General features: G+C 63.7%; 20 protein-coding genes and 1 tRNA gene. 7 read left to right on the top strand and 14 right to left on the bottom strand.

Going from position 1 to position 17,829, the window contains the following annotated elements; all coding sequences use genetic code 11:
• The gene (gene msrA / locus ACPS74_RS09360; RefSeq protein ID WP_029651159.1) at positions 1-678 is read left to right on the top strand and encodes a peptide-methionine (S)-S-oxide reductase MsrA; all 678 of its coding nucleotides are present in this window, start codon (positions 1-3) and stop codon (positions 676-678) included.
• Between the two features lie 79 nt (positions 679-757).
• On the opposite strand, the gene ACPS74_RS09365 is transcribed toward msrA, so the two are convergent.
• The 3 genes from ACPS74_RS09365 to ACPS74_RS09375 are packed head-to-tail and all read right to left on the bottom strand — an operon-like array spanning position 758 to position 3,078.
• Entirely contained in the window at positions 758-1,999 is a 1,242-nt protein-coding gene (locus tag ACPS74_RS09365; RefSeq protein ID WP_029651160.1) for a GSCFA domain-containing protein, read from the bottom strand.
• Positions 1,996-2,766, bottom strand: coding sequence for a hypothetical protein (locus ACPS74_RS09370; RefSeq protein ID WP_029651161.1), 771 nt, complete (start codon positions 2,764-2,766; stop codon positions 1,996-1,998). The genes ACPS74_RS09365 and ACPS74_RS09370 overlap by 4 nt, the downstream gene beginning before the upstream one ends.
• 3 nt (positions 2,767-2,769) lie before the next feature.
• On the bottom strand, positions 2,770-3,078 hold the full coding sequence (locus tag ACPS74_RS09375) for a hypothetical protein (protein ID WP_239753725.1): 309 nt from the start codon (positions 3,076-3,078) through the stop codon (positions 2,770-2,772).
• 122 nt (positions 3,079-3,200) lie between these two features.
• Between ACPS74_RS09375 and ACPS74_RS09380 the strand changes: the two genes are divergently transcribed.
• Both ACPS74_RS09380 and ACPS74_RS09385 read left to right on the top strand, forming a co-directional pair.
• Complete coding sequence (locus ACPS74_RS09380; RefSeq protein WP_029651162.1) at positions 3,201-4,355, top strand: class I SAM-dependent methyltransferase; 1,155 nt, start codon at positions 3,201-3,203, stop codon at positions 4,353-4,355.
• Positions 4,352-5,338: an alginate O-acetyltransferase AlgX-related protein gene (locus ACPS74_RS09385; RefSeq protein WP_029651163.1), complete on the top strand. Its 987-nt coding sequence runs from the start codon at positions 4,352-4,354 to the stop codon at positions 5,336-5,338. The genes ACPS74_RS09380 and ACPS74_RS09385 overlap by 4 nt, the downstream gene beginning before the upstream one ends.
• Here the strand turns inward: ACPS74_RS09385 and ACPS74_RS09390 are convergent.
• A complete protein-coding gene (locus ACPS74_RS09390) occupies positions 5,314-5,640 on the bottom strand; it encodes a hypothetical protein (RefSeq protein ID WP_029651164.1) in 327 nt (108 codons plus the stop codon). The genes ACPS74_RS09385 and ACPS74_RS09390 overlap by 25 nt on opposite strands.
• A 510-nt stretch (positions 5,641-6,150) precedes the next feature.
• Between ACPS74_RS09390 and ACPS74_RS09395 the strand changes: the two genes are divergently transcribed.
• The gene (locus ACPS74_RS09395) at positions 6,151-6,393 is read left to right on the top strand and encodes a hypothetical protein (RefSeq protein WP_244471430.1); all 243 of its coding nucleotides are present in this window, start codon (positions 6,151-6,153) and stop codon (positions 6,391-6,393) included.
• A gap of 121 nt (positions 6,394-6,514) precedes the next feature.
• On the opposite strand, the gene ACPS74_RS09400 is transcribed toward ACPS74_RS09395, so the two are convergent.
• Positions 6,515-6,604 (bottom strand) — tRNA-Ser (locus ACPS74_RS09400).
• A gap of 317 nt (positions 6,605-6,921) precedes the next feature.
• Between ACPS74_RS09400 and ACPS74_RS09405 the strand changes: the two genes are divergently transcribed.
• Positions 6,922-7,158, top strand: coding sequence for an antitoxin (locus tag ACPS74_RS09405; protein ID WP_029651166.1), 237 nt, complete (start codon positions 6,922-6,924; stop codon positions 7,156-7,158).
• 4 nt (positions 7,159-7,162) lie between these two features.
• A complete protein-coding gene (locus tag ACPS74_RS09410) occupies positions 7,163-7,552 on the top strand; it encodes a PIN domain-containing protein (protein ID WP_029651167.1) in 390 nt (129 codons plus the stop codon).
• Positions 7,553-7,558: 6 nt separating this feature from the next.
• Here the strand turns inward: ACPS74_RS09410 and prfB are convergent.
• The 7 genes from prfB to ACPS74_RS09445 form a co-directional block, all read right to left on the bottom strand.
• A protein-coding gene (gene prfB / locus ACPS74_RS09415) for a peptide chain release factor 2 (protein WP_157055264.1) occupies positions 7,559-8,687 on the bottom strand; the annotation gives its coding sequence in 2 pieces (ribosomal slippage) (positions 7,559-8,617 and positions 8,619-8,687; 1,128 coding nt in all).
• A 96-nt stretch (positions 8,688-8,783) separates the two neighbouring features.
• Complete coding sequence (locus tag ACPS74_RS09420) at positions 8,784-9,875, bottom strand: CorA family divalent cation transporter (protein ID WP_029651169.1); 1,092 nt, start codon at positions 9,873-9,875, stop codon at positions 8,784-8,786.
• A 69-nt stretch (positions 9,876-9,944) separates the two neighbouring features.
• Positions 9,945-11,441: a pyridoxal phosphate-dependent decarboxylase family protein gene (locus tag ACPS74_RS09425; RefSeq protein ID WP_036241958.1), complete on the bottom strand. Its 1,497-nt coding sequence runs from the start codon at positions 11,439-11,441 to the stop codon at positions 9,945-9,947.
• A gap of 118 nt (positions 11,442-11,559) precedes the next feature.
• On the bottom strand, positions 11,560-12,267 hold the full coding sequence (locus ACPS74_RS09430) for a fumarylacetoacetate hydrolase family protein (RefSeq protein ID WP_029651171.1): 708 nt from the start codon (positions 12,265-12,267) through the stop codon (positions 11,560-11,562).
• A 27-nt stretch (positions 12,268-12,294) separates the two neighbouring features.
• A complete protein-coding gene (locus ACPS74_RS09435) occupies positions 12,295-13,266 on the bottom strand; it encodes an Hsp33 family molecular chaperone (RefSeq protein ID WP_029651172.1) in 972 nt (323 codons plus the stop codon).
• Positions 13,266-14,210, bottom strand: coding sequence for an ornithine carbamoyltransferase (argF, locus tag ACPS74_RS09440; RefSeq protein ID WP_029651173.1), 945 nt, complete (start codon positions 14,208-14,210; stop codon positions 13,266-13,268). The genes ACPS74_RS09435 and argF overlap by 1 nt, the downstream gene beginning before the upstream one ends.
• The gene (locus ACPS74_RS09445) at positions 14,210-15,406 is read right to left on the bottom strand and encodes an aspartate aminotransferase family protein (protein ID WP_029651174.1); all 1,197 of its coding nucleotides are present in this window, start codon (positions 15,404-15,406) and stop codon (positions 14,210-14,212) included. The genes argF and ACPS74_RS09445 overlap by 1 nt, the downstream gene beginning before the upstream one ends.
• A gap of 414 nt (positions 15,407-15,820) precedes the next feature.
• On the opposite strand from ACPS74_RS09445, the gene ACPS74_RS09450 reads away from it, so the two are divergent.
• A complete protein-coding gene (locus tag ACPS74_RS09450; RefSeq protein ID WP_029651175.1) occupies positions 15,821-16,339 on the top strand; it encodes a GcrA family cell cycle regulator in 519 nt (172 codons plus the stop codon).
• Between the two features lie 15 nt (positions 16,340-16,354).
• Here ACPS74_RS09450 and phoB read toward each other — a convergent pair whose 3' ends face one another.
• Together phoB and phoU are read right to left on the bottom strand one after the other, a co-directional pair.
• Complete coding sequence (gene phoB / locus ACPS74_RS09455) at positions 16,355-17,101, bottom strand: phosphate regulon transcriptional regulator PhoB (protein WP_029651176.1); 747 nt, start codon at positions 17,099-17,101, stop codon at positions 16,355-16,357.
• On the bottom strand, positions 17,098-17,814 hold the full coding sequence (phoU, locus tag ACPS74_RS09460; RefSeq protein ID WP_029651177.1) for a phosphate signaling complex protein PhoU: 717 nt from the start codon (positions 17,812-17,814) through the stop codon (positions 17,098-17,100). Before phoU ends, phoB begins: the two co-directional genes overlap by 4 nt.
• Between the last annotated feature and the right edge of the window lie 15 nt (positions 17,815-17,829).

Here is a 17,829-nt window from a genome sequence, read left to right on the forward strand (position 1 = left end):
ATGAGATTCACCGCCGCCGTTCTCGTCGCCGCACTGATCATTTTCTCTTCCTTGCGCGGGGACGCCGCCGAGCGCGCATTCGTACTGCCTGCGCCCGCTTACGATCCTGCGCCAACGAGCGGCGGCGAACAAAAGCTTGTCGTCGCCGGCGGCTGCTTTTGGGGCGTTCAAGGCGTGTTTCAGCGCGTCAAAGGCGTCTCGCGCGCCGTATCCGGCTACGCCGGCGGCGCGAAGGAGACGGCGCGTTACGAAAATGTTTCGCAAGGCGACACCGGCCACGCGGAGTCAGTCGAAGTCACTTACGATCCGAAGACCGTGAGTCTTGGAGAACTGCTGCGCGTCTATTTTTCCGTCGCGCATGATCCGACGCAGCTTAACCGCCAGGGTCCCGACACGGGCGCGCAATATCGTTCGGCAATTTTCGTGGCGAACGCCGACCATGAAAAAACCGCGCGCCACTATATTGCGCAGCTTTCAAAGGCAAAGGTCCTTTCAGCGCCGATCGTCACCACGCTCGAACCGCTGAAGGCGTTCTATCCGGCGGAGGCCTATCATCAGGACTATCTCCTTCGCCATCCCGCGCAGCCCTACATCGTCTACAACGACCTGCCGAAGATCAACGATCTCAAACGTCTTTTTCCGACGCTGTATCGTGAAAGTCCGGCGCTGACCAACTGAGCCGCCAAAGACGCGAGCCTGGGTTGCGGCGGGCGCGCTCAGGCGGCCATGGGGCCCGCGGGGCCGCTGACTATACGAGCTAATCAACAAGTCCCTGATTCTGTGGGTCGGCGGCATCAGCCTCACGCTCGGCCTCATCGGCGAGCGGTTCCTGCGGGGCAAATTCTTTTCCTGACTCGTTCTGCGGCGCCGGCTCGACTTCCGCCTGCTCGGCGTCGCTTGACGATGCTTCGATTCGCTCCAGGGACAGGGCTTCCTCGTCGCACATTAGGCGCATCGCGGCGGCGATCGGATCTTCGGGCGAGGCCGCGCGCGCCGGGGCGAACGCGCGCAGCGCCCCGCGCAAGGCTTCGCCGGCGGCGTTGCGCTTGATGAAGTGCCGTTCAAACACGCGCATAACATGCGCCACGCCTTCCTGCGTGACGCTGCGCCTGTCTGGCGCGAAATAATCGGTTGGCGCATAGCCGCCGGCGACAATTTCATAAGAAGGAAAATAGGCGACCTGACTGAGCGTGCGCGAAAGCATATCGCACGCGACGCGCAGCGCCGACTTCGAATACATCGTGGAGATCAGCACATGACGCGGCTCGGCGGTGGCGACGAGCGGCACGGGCGAAACGGTCAAAATCACCCGCGCGCCAGGATTGACGGCGCGCAGACGCGCGATGAAGGCGGTCATGTCGGCGACGACGTCATCGACGCCAAGGTTGACGAATTCGTGTCGCGCGAGAGAGTAATCGCCGCCCGCGACGCCCGGGCAGAGCGGAAAAGCCGCGCCATCCTCGCGCGAACGCCAGAACTCTGTCAGCCCGAGCGTGAACACAAAGACGTCGAGCGTCTCGAACGCCCGGCGCACCGCTTCGAAATGACGTTCGCGATCATAATCGAGTTCGCGGATCGAGTTGAATCCGCCGGGCTGAATTTGCGGCCGAAACGGGTCGACCACATGCGCGGCGCCTTCTGGCCAGTAGTTCTCCTTTGGCGTGAACCGCCCATAGGCGCGTTCGAAAAGCTGCAGCAGCTGGCGGCTCGTGTAAATATTGCCGTAACGCGCCGTGTAGAGTCCGTAATTGAGGGCGTCGGCAGCCTGCTGACCGATGAAGCAATGCGGCGACTCGGTGATGAGATAATTGCAGCCGCTCGACTTCAAATAGCGGCCAATGTGCTGAGCGAAACAGCTCCCAGCAGTTGCGATTTTTTCACGAAGGCCGAGCCGGAAAGGCGCCTCCACGACGGGATCGAGTTCGCCGGGCGCGACATCCGCGACCGCGCGGCGCCACAGGGCGTAGTCGGGGCGTTTCGAATAGGGATGCGTCTTCATTGCCGTCCATCACTCAGCCGCGGCTCGATCAGCTCTGCGGCGCTTTGGATCATGCGTCGGCCAAAGAGCGCGTTCGCGTGCGAGGCGTCGGCGCCCCAAACAACCTTCGCCAACACGCCCGACGGCGCGATGAACTCGGTCGGAACGGTGGCAAAAAGAATATCTGCGCGCGCGCAAACTTCACGATAAAGCGCAGACTGCGTACGCCACATTTTATAGCGAAACATCTCGCCCGACAGTTTTTTTGGATCGAATGATTTACGAAAAAACTCTTGCGGACATTCCAAAATGCGCGAATTTGGAAAGGGCGGCGGGGGCTCAAGGCAAACGATCGGCGCGGCCGTTTCGTTTCGTATCGCTTCGATGGTTGAAAGCGTTGGCGCCATTTTTTCCCGCAAAGTCTCGCGAATGGCGGCTTCGGGCAGCACCTCGGCCCCCTGCTCGAGATCAAGTTCCGGCTCTGCGCCAAGAATAAAATCGAAGCGCTCTTTAGGCTGCGTCACCGAAAGAGCGATATGCTCATTGCCGCCGACCGACAATACGACGCCATCCGGCCGCTCCTCGTCGATAATTTGGCGAAGGCGGGCATTGAGGCGCGAAGCTGAGCCCTCCTCCGCTAAGGTCGGCGTTATCTCGGGATCATAGAGATAGAGAAATCGCGAAAGGAGCGGCGCGCCGCCAAGCCGAAAGCCCTCGTGCTGCAGCTCGTAACATCCTTTGGCGATCGCCACGATATGACTGTGCCCAAGCCCCAAAATCTTGGTCATTCTTCAGCCCGATGACTCTTCACATGCGTCGCTGGCGCGCAGCTCGACGCCGAGCGGTTCGCCTGAATGAATCGGCCCGGAGATCTGGCGCGCGATTGAGACCACGACATAATGGCGCGCGCCTGTTTCGATGGCGCGCCCAATGATGTCGGCGCCGTCCGCGCCCATCGCAAAAGGGGCGCGAATGGCGAGCATTGAGCGACCCCTGTAGCCGTAGCGATAGAACGCCTCGACCACGATTGGCGCCTCGCCCGCGTTGGCGATCTCACCCTGACCAGATTGCATGGTGGTTTCCGAAACTCTTTTGATCACATCATCGCCCCTACCTCGCCACGGAGCGCATCGATTGAAAAGCAGATCGCGTGTTTTCCTATACTGCCGCTTGTGCTAACAATCCCGCGGAGGTGGCTATTGAGTATCATTTCGCCGTCTGCATGAATAATCCCTTTCAGTCGGCGGCGCTGCAAGAGACGCCGACGCCGCAAACCTTCGACGAAAAGGCCTATCTCGCCGTCAACCCCGACGTCGCCGAGGCCGTTCGCCTCGGCAAAATCGGCTCGGGCTGGCGGCATTTCAAAAAATTCGGCCATATTGAGGGCCGCCGGCAGAAGGTCGCCGATGACGAGCCCGCGACGCTAGAGAATTTCGACGAGACGCGCTATCTGGCCGCGAACCCGGACGTGCGACAGGCGATCGAACTCGGTCAGCTCGTCTCGGGCCGCGCGCATTTCGATCAGCTTGGTCGCGCCCAGGGACGGCGTCAGCTGCGTATGAGCGACATCCCTGCCATTCGCGCACGAAAGCTCAGCGCGGTGCGACCGCTGCTGCTCGAGCCCGAAACGCCGCTGTCGGGTTCGGGCAAATTCGTGTTTTCGGACGAACCCTCGCTCCAGGCGCAAGACGCCGCCGAGGATATGCCGATCAGCGAGAACGGCTATGACGATGAAACAGTCGAACTGATCGAGCGCCACGCCGACGGCTTGATCCTCGACGTCGGCGCAGGCTACCGTCCGGTCTATTATAGCAATGTCGTCAACTTCGAGATGATGGATTATGCAACGACCGATGTGGTCGGCCTGGCGCATCGGCTGCCCTTCAAGAATGACGCCTTCGACGGCGTCATCTCGATCGCGGTCTTGGAGCATGTGAAGGATCCGTTTCTCTGCGCCGCCGAGATCGCGCGCGTGCTCAAGCCGGGCGGATGGCTGAAATGCTGCGTGCCCTTCCTTCAGCCGCTGCACGGCTATCCGCATCACTATTTCAATATGACGCATGAAGGACTGCGCACGCTTTTCGAGGGGCATTTGACGATCGAACGGCAGGAGGTCACCAATCCGACGCACCCGATCTGGGCGATCGCCTGGCAGCTGCGCTCCTGGTCGCAAGGTCTTTCGCCCCGCGCGCGCAAACAATTCCTGCGCACGCGCGTCGAAGATCTGATCGCCTATCCCGGCCCGCTGCTCGAAAAGCCATGGGCGCGGGAATTATCGCGCGAGAAACTTTTCGAACTCGCCGCTGCGACGATCCTTTACGCGCGCAAGCCCGCGCCGGACTCCAAGGTGAGCCCCACCACGACTGCCGCGCCGTGACCGAACTCATCGTTCATGAAGGTCACGACGGTTGGCTGTTCCTCACGGGCGGAACGAATTTCGTCACCACGCTCTATGAGCGCAACGGCGGCCATCTGCCGGACGTCAACCTGCGCCGATGGCGGGACGCCATCATTGAACGAAAGCATCGTTGCGACGCGCTCGGCGTCGCCTACGCCCATCTCGTCGCTCCGGAAAAGCTGACGATCTACGGGCACAAACAAGCGACGCCGCTCGTCAATGTCGACCTCGCGCCAGCGATCCGCCTGCAACAACTCTTTGCAGGCGCTGCGCGCGCGGCCGGATGGGTCGATCTCGTCTGGCCCATGCGCGAGCGGCGCGACGAGGTCGAACTCTACTGGCGCAGCGACACGCATTGGACGCCGGACGGCAGTCTGCTCGCCTATCGCCTCTTGTGCGAGGCGCTGCAGCTGACGCCGAATGCGGAACTCGCCAACCGGCCCTGCAACACGATTCATAAAATCATGGATCTCGGCGGCAAATTCGATCCGCCGCGCTGGGAGCAGATTCGCGAAATCGATTGGATCGCTGACGCGCAGCGCGTTTACGCCAATTCGGTCGTGCGCATCCTCGAAGATCCCGTTCACGGCGGCGACATCCATGTCGGCGCGCATGCGATCTACAGGAACGACGCGGCGCCCAATAACGTGCGGATCCTGCTTTTTGGCGATTCCTTCGCCGGCGTCGGGTCTGACCGTCTGACGGCGCAGCTCGCCGAGACGGCGCGCGAACTCGTCTTTGTCTGGTCAGCCAATGTCGATTGGCGGCTCGTTAAGCGCCTGAAGCCCGATATCGTCATCACCGAAATCGCCGAGCGCTATATGGCGCTTGCGCCGAACGACCGCTTCAATCTGCGGCGCACGGCGCTTGCGCAGCTGATCAAGGCGCGGCGCCGGGAGGCTGCGGCGCGGTGGCGCCGCCTTCGCGCCGAATGGGGTCAACGCGCAAAGAAGGGCGCATAGGCTTCGAGCGCTCTGCGCCAGTCGTCGGGGTCGCGGATCAGATCGGCCAGGGCCGCGCCGCGGCGCGTCAGGCGGCGAAACAGCCAGTCGCGCTCGCGATAGACGCCGGGACCTTCGATGAAATTCAGGCCGGCGAGCGTGTCGAGCCCCGCAATGATCTCTGGTCGCGACCTGTGCAGGATCTGCGCGAGTTCGCCGACGGCGACGAAGATCGGCTCTGGCGGCGAGCGCTGGACATCCTCCAGCGCGAGCAGCAGCGCCCTTAGGGCTTCAAATTCGCCGCCGTTGAATTTTCGAGTCATTAGCAAGGCCTGGCGTCAGCAATGCAGCAAAAATATCTCCGCGAGTCATTGCTAGCACGGCGCCCCGCAGCGTCTGGTCTATAAATTACGAAGGGGCGCCGCCCGCGGCAAGAATATCTGCAACGGGGTGCGGACGTCTCGCCGCCCAAACGAAAATAAAACAGCGGCGTAAAGCTTCATCGTCTGCAAGGCCGGACGTCGTCAGACGATCTAAGCGGTGGCCCGACGTTTTGCAGTACCTATAATTTTCAGAGCCGCTTCTTTTTGCGACCTCTGCTGTAAAGCAAGTTTTTAAGTTCTACGCTCTTCTTCCGCAACGCTTGCTAATTCAAAGTGAAAAACCAACGTCTATCAACTCCCCAGAACGACCAGATCAACGACGTGTCTTCTAGCCGGGCACTGGATCTTGATCATGGGCGGCAGCTACCGGGGGATTGGGCGAAAAAGCGCCTGTAACGAGGAAACCAAATGCGAAAGATCGTCATCTTCACATGCTGCGCGTTCACGGCGATGTCGTCGCTCGCCATCGCAAAGCCGCCGACTGTCTCCGCCGTAAACGCGGTTCTTTCGCAGCGGACCCCCGCTGCGCGTAAAGCAGAAATAAGCCGTCAGATCGAAAAGGCGTGCGATATCTCACTCTCGGAATCCGATCTCAGCCGCGCGTCAGACATGGTTGAAACGCACAGAAAAAAAGGCGCCGCATGGCTCGCCGCTCAAATCAAAAATAGCGAGTTGAGCTACGTCTGCGGCTGAGAAAGGCGTATGCGTATAAGACACGAGAGCGCGGCAGTTCTCGCGTCTTTTTCGGGGCGTGGAAGCGATCCGCGCTAGCTCGAACCCTTCGGCCGCGTTTCCGACTGATGACCGGTGTGTCTGGCGGAGAGGGAGGGATTTGAACCCCCGATACGGTTGCCCGTATGCCGCATTTCGAGTGCGGTGCTTTCAACCACTCAGCCACCTCTCCGCGGCTCTTGCGTGGCGCGTCGCAGATAGCACGCGCGCGCCCAAGGGATCAAGCGCGCGCCGTGTGCAATGATGAAACTAAGTTTCCTCAGGCCGGTTGCGCCAAGAGGATTCGTGCTTTCGGGCGCGCATAAGCGGTCGCCAGGCGCCGAGCCTACCTCTTGGCAATCGAGTTGATCGAGGCAGCCCCTGGCGCGCAGGCAGCCATCGAGCGCATGCTCACGAGCCTCAACGAGGCCTTATGGCCCATCGGCGGCCCTGAAACCCAACGTATATACTCAGATTGACAGAACATGAACTCATTGGCAGACTGATGCCATGAGCTCCACGCGCATTTTCAAATCGGGCAACAGCCTGGCGGTGAGGCTGCCGCGCGGAATTGCTTTCGACGAGGGCGCCGAGGTCGTCGTGCGGCGGCAAGGCGGAAGTCTCGTGGTGACGCCGGCGCGGCTTGATATGGCGGAACTCGTGGCGCGGCTCAAAGCCACGCCGCCGCCAGCCCAGATCGGGCGCCCCGAGTTCAAGCCGCCCAAGCGGCTGTTCGACGCCCGCTAGCGCTATGGCGCGCTACCTCCTCGACACCAATATCGTCATCGCCGCGGCGCTCGGCCTTCCCGGCGTGCTCGATCGGCTCTCCGCGCTCGACATCGGCGAAGTGGCGGTCTCGGCGATCAGTCTCGCCGAAACGCTCGGCGCAGCCGCATCCGAAAATAACGGACGGCTCACGGAGAACATCGCGCTACTCGCCGAAAATCTGGACGTGCTGCCCTTTGACCGCGGCGCCGCCGACGCCTATGGCGCGCTGCTGCGCAAGCTCGATCCGAAACGCCGCCGCATGCTCGATCGAATGATCGCCGCGCAGGCGCTCGATCTCGGCCTCACGCTGATCGCGGCGAACACTGAGGATTTCGACGACATCGCCGGCCTTACGGTCGAGAAATGGGCGTGAGCGCGGCTACTCGACGTCCTCGACGCTCTCTGGACCGCCGTATATGCGCTGCGCCAGAGAGGCCTGCATGAAATCGTCGAGCTCGCCGTCGAGAACGTCCGAGGGCGTCCCCGACGTGAAGCCGGAGCGCAGATCCTTCACCAGCTGATAGGGCTGCAGCACATAGCTGCGGATCTGATGGCCCCAGCCGATCTCGGTCCTCGAGGCCGCAGTCTTGTTGGCCTCGGCCTCGCGCTTTTCCAGCTCCAGCTCGTAGAGCCGCGCACGCAGCATGTTCCAGGCGGTCGCGCGGTTCTTATGCTGCGAGCGTTCCGCCTGACAGGCGACGACGATGCCGGTCGGAATATGGGTGATGCGGATCGCCGAATCGGTCGTGTTGACGTGCTGACCGCCGGCGCCTGACGATCTATACGTGTCTATACGACAGTCGGACTCATTGACGTTCACGTCGATCCGATCGTCGACCACCGGATAGACCCAGACCGAGGCGAAGCTGGTATGGCGGCGGGCGTTCGAGTCGAATGGCGAAATCCGCACCAGGCGATGCACGCCGGACTCGGTCTTCGCCCAGCCATGAGCGTTGTGTCCCTTGACGAGCAGCGTGCCGGACTTGATGCCGGCCTCTTCGCCCGGCGTCTCCTCGATCACTTCGACGTGGAATTTGTGACGCTCTCCCCAGCGCGCATACATGCGAAACAGCATGCGCGCCCAATCCTGGCTCTCGGTGCCGCCGGCGCCGGAATGAACCTCGATATAGGTGTCATTGGCGTCGGCTTCGCCAGCGAACAGCGCCTCGGTCTGGCGCGCGCGCGCCTGCTTCAGGATGCTTTTGAGCGCCTCAACGCCCTCTTTTTCAGTCGCCGCGTCGCCCTCGGCTTCGCCGAGTTCGACGAGCGTCAGCGCGTCTTCGAGCTCGCGCTCGAGGTTCGAGAGCGCCCCCACCTGCTCTTCGAGCTGGGTGCGTTCGCGCATCAGTTTTTGAGCGGCTTCGGGATCGTTCCAGAGCGCCGGGTCTTCCGCCCGGACGTTCAGTTCGGCAAGACGCCGCTGCGAGGCGTCGACGTCAAAGATGCCTCCTCAGCAGTCCGATGGACTGCTCGATGTCGGCTTTCAGCGCTAGCGGTTCGGCGCGCATGGATTTCCTGGGTTTTATCGGAGGGCTTCGCCCCATTCGGCGCGGAAATTAGGCGGCGCGCGCGCGCCTGTAAACCCGCAACTCACGACGCCAACGTCAAAAACTCCTGTCTGCTGGTCGGTCGTCCCGACGCTCCGGCGCGGCCGGCCTGTGGTCCTCGCTCTCCGGCACGCCGGCGAGTCCCCAGCGACGCATCAGGAAAAGCGCCGTCGCCGAGGCCAGGACACAGAGAATCGTCGCGTAAAGCGTGCCGTTGTCGTCCTCCGCGAACAGCAGATTCTTGGTGTTCATGCCGAAATAGCCGGTGACGAAGGTCGCCGGCAGCAGCAGCATCGTCGTCAACGTCAACACGTAAAGCCGGTCATTGGTCTCCAAGCTCAGAAGCGCGTTGAGTTCGTCTTGCAGGAGACGGGCGCGCTCCTGAAGGCTCGTCACGTCCTGCATCAGCGCGCCGGCGTGTTGAACGAGCCTTGCCGCGGCGTCGCGCAGATCATTGTCCCGCTGTTCGTCGACCTCCTCCTCGATCGTTTCGAGGCGCGCCACCGTCGACGACAGGCCGCTGATCTGGCGCGCCAAACGCACCGCGTCGCGCCGCGCGGCGCTGAGCGCCGGCCGCGCCTGGCGGCCGCGCTGATCGATGATGCGGTCCTCGACGCGATCGAACGCCGCGCCGAGTTCGGCGGCCTTACGCGCCAGCCCGTCGATCAGCGCATCCGTCAGCAGTTCGAACAGATGGATCGGCGAGGTCAGGCGAGCGCCGCGATTGATGGCGATGTGCGTCGCCTCGACGCTGTCCATCGGCAGCCGTCGCGCGCTGATGAAAAAGCTCGCCCCCGAGGCGAAGCGGACATAGTCGGTGCGCGAGGTCGGTCCGCCGAGGTCGCGCTCGTAATCGAGCAAAGCTCCGCTGACGATTCCTTCCGAATATTCCAGATGCTGGTGGTCTATGGGGTCGCAGAGCGAGTCGCGCGCGTCTTCGGAAAGCGCCGGGATTCGCGCCAGCAACGGGCGCGAGCGCACGTCGGCGAGATCCATGTGCAGCCACAAGAATCCCTCGCTCGGCGCCCCGAGGTTTGCGAAATCTTCGGCCGTTCCGGGCTCGGCCTCGCCCGCGTGGTTGAACCGCACGAACCAAAGACATCCCGGAATGTCGGCGCGCGGCGCTTGTGCGAGGCGATCTATGCTCATGGCGGCGCTCATGGGAAGGCGCAAAGAAAGAACAGGGCGATTGATAACAGCCTTACGACGTTTGTGGCGTCAATCCTCGGAAAGCCGGGTCTTGCCCGGTCCATGCGGTTCGATCAGCGCGCCGAAATCATGCGGCTCCTTGCGGGCGCGCCGAAGCGCCGCGTCGAGAAACTCGGTGAAGGCGTCGATGTCGCGCTCTTCGGTCCGGTGGTTGATGATCGCCGCGCGGATCGCCGGAATCCCGTCGAGGATCGTCAGCGACGGCGCCGCCTCGCCGCGCTCATGCAGCTCCATGACGATTTCGCGCGCCAGCGAACCGTCCTCATCGTCCTTGACGCCGAAGCAGACGATGTTCAGCGTCACCGGCGCGCGCAGCGCGAAGGCGTCCGATTGCGCGATCCACGCCTCGAGCCGCTTCGCCATGCGGCAGGTCTGCTCGATACATTGGCCCAAACGCTTGGCGCCGAAGGTTTCGATGGTGAACCAGGTCTTGAGCGCGCGAAAGCTGCGTGACAGGTCGGGGCCGAGATCGCAAGGCCAAGTGTCGCCCGCCGCGAGGCCGCGCGGCGCGCGTGTAAGATAAGCGGCGTTAGCCGCGAAGGCGCGCTTATGGGCCGCCTTGTCGCGCACCAGGAAGAAGCCGGCGTCATAGGGGACGTGCAGCCATTTATGGAAGTCGAAGGCGACGCTGTCGGCGCGCTCCAGTCCCTTGATCAACGGCTTGAGCGCCGGCGAGAGCGCCGCCAGCGCGCCGAACGCCCCGTCGACATGGAACCACAAATCCTCGGTGTGCGCGACGTCGGCGAGCCGGTCGAGCGGATCAATCGCGCCGGTGTCGACCGTGCCCGCGGTGCCGACGATCAGAAACGGCCTGAAGCCCGCCGCGCGGTCGGCGGCGATGGCGCGGCGAAGATCGCGCACTTTCATCGCCCGCCGCTCGTCCGAAGGAATGAGGCGCAGATGCCGCGCGCCGAGCCCCGCAAGCTCCATCGCCTGGCGCACGCAATTATGCGCTTCGCGCGACGCATAGGCGATGAGCTGGCCCGGAAGCGCGCAGAGCCCGTTTAGCCGAACGTCCTTCTCGCCATAGGCCTGGTCCCGCGCGACGAGCAGGCACAGGAAGTTGGCGATCGAGGTTCCGGTGACGAAAATGCCGCTCGCGTCGGATGGAAAGCCGAAGGCCTGCGCCATCCAGGCGGCGATCTGGCGCTCGACATCGATGGCGATGTGATTGCGACCGCCGCAGTTCGAATTCATGCCGGCGGCGAGCATTTCGGCGATCATGCCGGCGGGCGTGCCTGCGCCCTGGGCCCAGCCCATGAACATCGGATGGGTGTTGCCGGTCGCGAACGGCAGGATGTAGCGGTCGAAATCCTCGAGCACGGCGGAGAGGTCGCGGCCCTCTTGCGGAAGATCGCGCTTGAAGCGCGCCCGCGCCTCGTCGCTTGGCTCCGTCCAGACAGGGCGCTCGCGGAGATCGCGCAGATGGTCGAGCATCATGTCGAGCGCCCGATGGCTCTCCGCGCGAAATTCGTCCCAGTTTTCGGGGTCGAGATTAACCGGCATGTCCAGGGCCTCGCGCGCCGGCGGCTCGGTGGAGGCGCAACCACGGTTGCGAAAGATCGCGCGAAGGCGTTTCACCCTTCTGCAAATAGCCGGGTTTCCCTGCCCGGCGCAACCTCGCTTATTTTCCGATGCTTATGGCCACAGAGCCGACATGTTCCACCTCGCCGTCGACGACGTCGCCGGGAAGCAGCGGTCCAACGCCCGAAGGCGTGCCCGTGAAAATAAGATCGCCGGGCGCAAGCGCGACATTTCGCGACAGCGCCGCGATGATTTCCGGCACGCTCCAGATCAGATCGCTAAGGTCGCCCGCCTGTCGCAGCACGCCATTGACGGAGAGCGCGATGCGCCCCCGCGTCGGATGGCCGATGGCGGCGACGGGGCTGATCGCGCCGATGGGCGCGGAATGATCGAAGCCTTTCGACATGTCCCACGGCCGCCCGGCGGTGCGCGCCGCCGTTTGCAGGTCGCGCCGGGTCAGGTCGACGCCGGCGGCATAGCCGAAGACGCAGTCGAGCGCCCGCTCGGCGGGAATATCTGCGCCGCCCTTGCCCAGCGCCGCAACCAATTCGATCTCGTGGTGAAGATTATGCGTCAGCGTCGGATAGGGAATCGTCGCGCCGCTCTCGACCACCGCGTCGGCGGGCTTGGAGAAGAACACCGGCGGCTCGGCGTCCCCGCCCTTGGCGGGGTCCTTTCCCATTTCGCGGGCGTGGGCGGCATAGTTCAGCGCGATGCAGAAGATCCGCCGCACGGGAAATCGCCGCGCGTCTTGCGCGATAGCGACGCTTGGGAAGGGCGGCGGCGGAAAGATGAACTCAGCGGACATTCTATTGGCTTCACGCTTGGCGGCGGATCAGTCGAAATCGGTGGGATTGAAGCTGCGCAGCGTGCCGCAGAATTCGCAGGTGACGCCGATGCGGCCGTCGTCGCCAATCATATCGCTGCGCTCTTGCGGCGAGAAGCTCCTTAAGAGCTTGTCGATGCGCTCGTTCGAACAGCGGCAGAATTCCTCAAGCGCGCGTTCGGTGAAAACCTTGACGCCGCGCTCATGGAAAAGGCGATAGAGCAGGCGCTCGCTCGACAGCGCCGGATCGACCAGTTCGTGATCTTCGAGAGTCGCCGCGAGCGCCTGGCCTTCGGTCCAATGGTCGCTGTCGTCCTCGGAAGGCTCCTCCGCCCCGTCCGGCGCGTCGCCGGGCGGAAGATCGCGGGCGCGCGCGCCGCCGGTGGGCAAATATTGCAGCAGCAATCCGCCGGCGCGCCAGCTGGCGCCCTGCGGCGTGACGATTTCGGCGACGGCGAGTCTGACGAAGGACGGGATCTGCTCCGACTGCCGGAAATAGATATGCGCGGCTTCGGCGAGACTCTCGCCCTCCAGCGGCACGACGCCCTGGTAGCGCGCGGCGTCTTCCTCGCGTTCGATGGTGAGCGCCAGATGACCGCGTCCGAACAGCGCCGCCGGCGAAGCGTCGCGTATTTGAGCGACGCGCTCAGCGTCGAAGCGGGCGAAGCCGCGCAGCTTCCCCGGCGCATCATAGTCGACGACGAGCATATCGACGGGCCCGTCGCTGCGCGTCTGCAGCTGGAAGCGGCCATGCGATTCGAGAATCGAGCCGAGCAGCGCGGCGAGCGCCACCGCTTCGCCGAGCAGGCGCGCGACCTGTGGCGGATAGGCGTAATGACTCAGGATGGAATCGACCGTCGGGCCGAGACGCACGACGCGGCCGCGCAGGTCGAGCGCTTCGACCGCGAAGGGCAGCACCCGGTCATCCTCGGAATGGAGCGCGACTGGCCGGCTCGGTGCCGAGCCCCCGCCTTGCGGCATCAGAACTGCCCCGGCGCGAGACACCAGCACAGCACGCCTTTCTGCGCGTGAAGGCGGTTCTCGGCTTCGTCGAAGACCACCGACTGCGGTCCGTCGATCACTTCCGCGGTGACTTCCTCGCCGCGATGCGCCGGCAGACAATGCATGAAGACGGCATTTTTCGCGGCCGCGCGCATCAGTTTCGAGTCGACCTGATAAGGCGCGAGCGCGGCGCGGCGCTGGTCCTCGTCCGCGTCGCCCATCGACACCCAGCAGTCGGTGATCACGGCATCGGCGCCGTCCACCGCCTCATAGGCGTCGCGCGTCAGATTCATCTTCGCGCCATTGGCTTTCGCCCAGCTAACCAGATCCTCCGAGGGCGCAAAGTCCGCCGGCGTCGCCACATTGATCGTGAAGCCGAGGCGGCCGGCGGCATGCACCCAGCTTGCAAGCACATTATTGGCGTCGCCGCTCCAGGCCACCGTGCGCCCTTCAATCGGACCGAGATGCTCCTCGAAGGTCAGCACGTCCGCCATCACCTGGCAGGGATGCGACTGTTTGGTGAGGCCATTGATGACCGGCAGATTGCCATAACGCGCCAGCTCCATGAGATCGGGATGCGAAAGAATGCGCACCATGATCGCGTCGAGAAACCGCGCGAGCACGCGCGCCGTATCGGCGATGGTTTCGCCGCGGCCAAGCTGCATTTCGGCGCCGGTCAGCATGATCGTCTCGCCGCCGAGTTCGCGCATCGCGATGTCGAAGGAGACGCGCGTGCGGGTCGACGGCTTGTCGAACACCATGCCGAGATATTTGCCGACGAGCGGTCGTTCGGCCGCCTCGACGCCTTTGACGCGGCGCGCTTTAAGCGACTTGGCGAGATTAAGAATGCGGCGCAACTCTTCGCCCGAGTGATCGGAAAGATCGAGGAAGCTGCGCGGCCGCGTCAGCGAATGGGCGGTCATCACGCAGCTCCGAGCTTTTCAATTGGCGCGGCGAGCCGGGCGCATGCGGCGAAAAGGCGCGACGCCGCCGCCGCGACGTCGCTCTCGTCTATGATGAGCGGCGGCAAAAGGCGCACGACATTGTCGCCGGCAAGCACCGTCAACAGGCCTTCGGCGCGGGCGGCGGCGGCGAAGTCGCCATTCGGTATCCGCATCTTGAGGCCGAACATCAGCCCTTCGCCGCGGATTTCTTCGATGAGCGACGGAAAGCGGTCCTCGAGCTCCGCCAGCCGCTGGCGCAATAGCGCGCCAAGCCGCGCGACGCGCGCCATGAAGCCTTCCTCGAGCACGACGTCGAGAACGGCGCCGCCCACCGCCGTCGCCAGCGGATTGCCGCCGAAGGTCGAGCCATGCGCGCCCAGCGTCATGCCTTTGGCGGCCTCGCGCGTGGCGAGGCACGCGCCGAGCGGAAATCCCCCGCCCAGTCCCTTGGCGAGCGCCACGATGTCGGGCGTGACGCCGGCATGTTCGCAGGCGAGGAACTTGCCGGTCCGGCCGACGCCGCATTGGACTTCATCGAGCGCCAGCAGCAGCCCGCGCGCGTCGCATAGCTCCCGTAGCCGCGCCAGAAACGACGGCGAAAAGACTCTTAGACCGCCTTCTCCCTGTATCGGTTCGAGCAGGACGCCCGCGGTTTCTTGCGTGATCGCCGCCTCGACGGCGTCAAAATCGCCAAAAGGAACCTGATCGAAGCCCTCGACGGGCGGTCCGAACCCTTCGAGATATTTCGCATTACCGCCCGCGGCGATCGTCGCGAGCGTGCGGCCATGGAAGGCGCCTTCGAACGTGATCAGCCGATAGCGTTCGGGCTGTCCGTTCACCGCATGGAATTTGCGCGCCGTCTTGATCGCGCACTCCACCGCTTCCGCGCCGGAATTGGTGAAAAAGACCAGATCGGCGAATGTGGCGGCGCAGAGCCGCTCCGCGAGCCGCTCGGCCTGCGGAATGCGAAAGAGATTGGAGACATGCCACGGCTCTTCCGCCGCGCGCTTTAAGGTCTCGACGAGGTGCGGATGATTGTGGCCGAGCGACAGTACGGCGACGCCCGCGCTAAAATCGAGATAGCGGTCGCCGTTTTCCGCAATCAGCCACGCGCCTTCGCCATGTTTGAATGCGAGATCGGCGCGCGGATAGGTCGGATAAAGCACTGACGTCAAAAGCCCTGCTCCATGCTCCCGTCGCTGGCTCCGGCCAGAGGAGGCTAAAAAAACAAAGCGCCGCCCGTTTAGGGCGGCAGTTCAGGACGGGATTTTATGCGCGCCGCCCGACGCGGTCAAATCCATGGCGCGGTTCGATATTGGCGTCAAAGCCGCCTGGCGCGGCCGCGCTAGGGTGAGTCCTGCGGGCAACAGTCTCGCGGAAAGCCTGTTGAGAACGCCAGCGCGCGCTTGCCAGCGCGACTCGCGCATGATTCAAAGTAAACAGAAAGTTTCTAGTCAGCGCCCGCGTAATTCGTTTGGGCGTGTTCTCTCGAGTGTTGATGCGCATCACATCGCCGCAGGGCTTCAGGCCTGCGCAGCGGTCGGAAGAAAATCCGATCCGCGCTCGACCCGAAAGAATGGAGAAGCCTAATGTCATGGACCGACGAACGCGTCGAACTGCTCCGCAAACTTTGGAGCGATGGTCTCAGCGCCAGCCAAGTGGCGGCGGAACTTGGACCGGGCATCACCCGCAACGCTGTGATCGGAAAGATCCATCGTCTGGGACTCGCCGAACGCGCCAAGACGGCAAGCGCGCAGCGGCCGCGCGTCGCCAAGGCTCCTCGCCCGACGCACCCGCGCATGAACGGCGTCTCGTCGCATGGCAATCTGGCGCTCGCTTTCGCGCCGCATGCGCTAGCGGCGCCGCGGCGTGCGCCTGAAGAAGAGGTCGTGATCCCGATATCGGAGCGCGTCACGCTCATGGAGCTCCGCGAATCCATGTGCCGCTGGCCGATGGGCGACCCCACGTCGGCGGAATTCCGCTTCTGCGGCGGCAAGTCGACGATCGGCGGCGGCCCCTACTGCGCCTATCACGCGCGCGTCGCCTATCAGCCTGCGCAAGATCGCCGCCGCGCGCGCGATCAGTTCAGGGCGCAGCGTTACGCGTGAACCGCATCGGACACGTCACTCGTGTCCGAACGTTTCATCGAAAGAATAGCCCGCGCCGCGCACCGTGCGGATCGGATCCTTTTCGCGGCCGCGGATTAGCGCCTTGCGAAGCCGTCCGACATGGACGTCGACCGTGCGCTCGTCGATCTCCGCCGACATGCCCCAGACACTGTCGAGCAGCTGCGCCCGCGTGAACACGCGTCCGGGCTTCTCCATAAAATATTCGAGCAGCCGGAATTCGGTCGGACCGAGGTGGATTTCGCGGCCGGATCGCCGCACGCGACGGGTGTCGCGGTCGAGGTCAATATCGCCGAGCGTGAGCCGTGAGGCGACGCGCTCGGGCCGCGCCCGGCGCAGTAGCGCGCGCACGCGCGCCATCAGTTCCGGAGTCGAAAACGGCTTGACGACATAATCATCGGCGCCGACCGAAAGGCCGCGCACGCGCTCGCCTTCCTCGCCGCGCGCGGTCAGCATGATCACCGGCATGTCTCTGGCGCTGTCCCGCGCCCGCAGGCGTCGGCAGATTTCAAGTCCGGAAACGCCCGGCAGCATCCAGTCGAGAATGACGAGATCGGGCGGGGACTCAGCCAGCCGCAGTTCGGCTTCATCGCCATTGTCGACATGCTCGACCTGATAGCCTTCGGCTTCAAGGTTATACACGAGCAGCGTCGCGAGCGACGTCTCGTCCTCGACGACGAGGATTCGCGGCGCCCGATCGCTTTTCCCGCTCCGCTGTAGGACGGCGGACGTCACGTCGCTCATTGCGCCGCCTCGTCCTTCAGGCCGAAGTCGGGAACGCGCGTCTTTGGCCGCTCCGTGGGCATCGCTTCGCCGGTGACCAGATAAACGACCGTCTCTGAGATGTTGGTCGTGTGATCGCCGATCCGCTCCAGATTCTTCGAGCAGAACAGGAGATGCGTACAGAAGGAGATGTTGCGCGGATCCTCCATCATGAAGGTGAGGAGATCGCGGAACACCGAATCCTCCAGCGCGTCGAGATCGGAATCGTTCTGCCAGACCGCGCGCGCCCGCTCGGTGTCGCGCAAGGCGTAAGCGTCCAGCGCGTCCTTAAGCTGCATCGCGGCGATTTCGTGCATCGATTTCAGACCGACGATCGCGCGCGGCACGCGCGCCTCCGACACGATCTTGAGCGTTCGCTTGGCGATGTTCTTGGCCAGATCGCCGACGCGCTCGATGTCGCCGGAAATGCGGATAGCGGCGATGCATTCACGCAAATCGACCGCAAGCGGCTGTCGGCGCGCGATGGTGAGAATGGCGTTCTCCTCGATTTCGCGCTGCAACGCGTCGAGACGAGGATCGCTGGAGACGACGCGGTGGGCGAGATCGACGTCGAAGGTCGACAACGCGTCCATCGCCTCCGCCAGCATTTTCTCCGCGACGCCGCCCATTTCAGCGATGCGACGTCCCAGGGCTTCAAGGTCCCGGTCGTAGGATTTAACAATATGATCGCTCATGAGCGCCGTCCTTGA

This window comes from Methylocystis sp. SB2, assembly GCF_049817085.1.
In the GTDB taxonomy this organism is placed as follows: domain Bacteria; phylum Pseudomonadota; class Alphaproteobacteria; order Rhizobiales; family Beijerinckiaceae; genus Methylocystis; species Methylocystis rosea.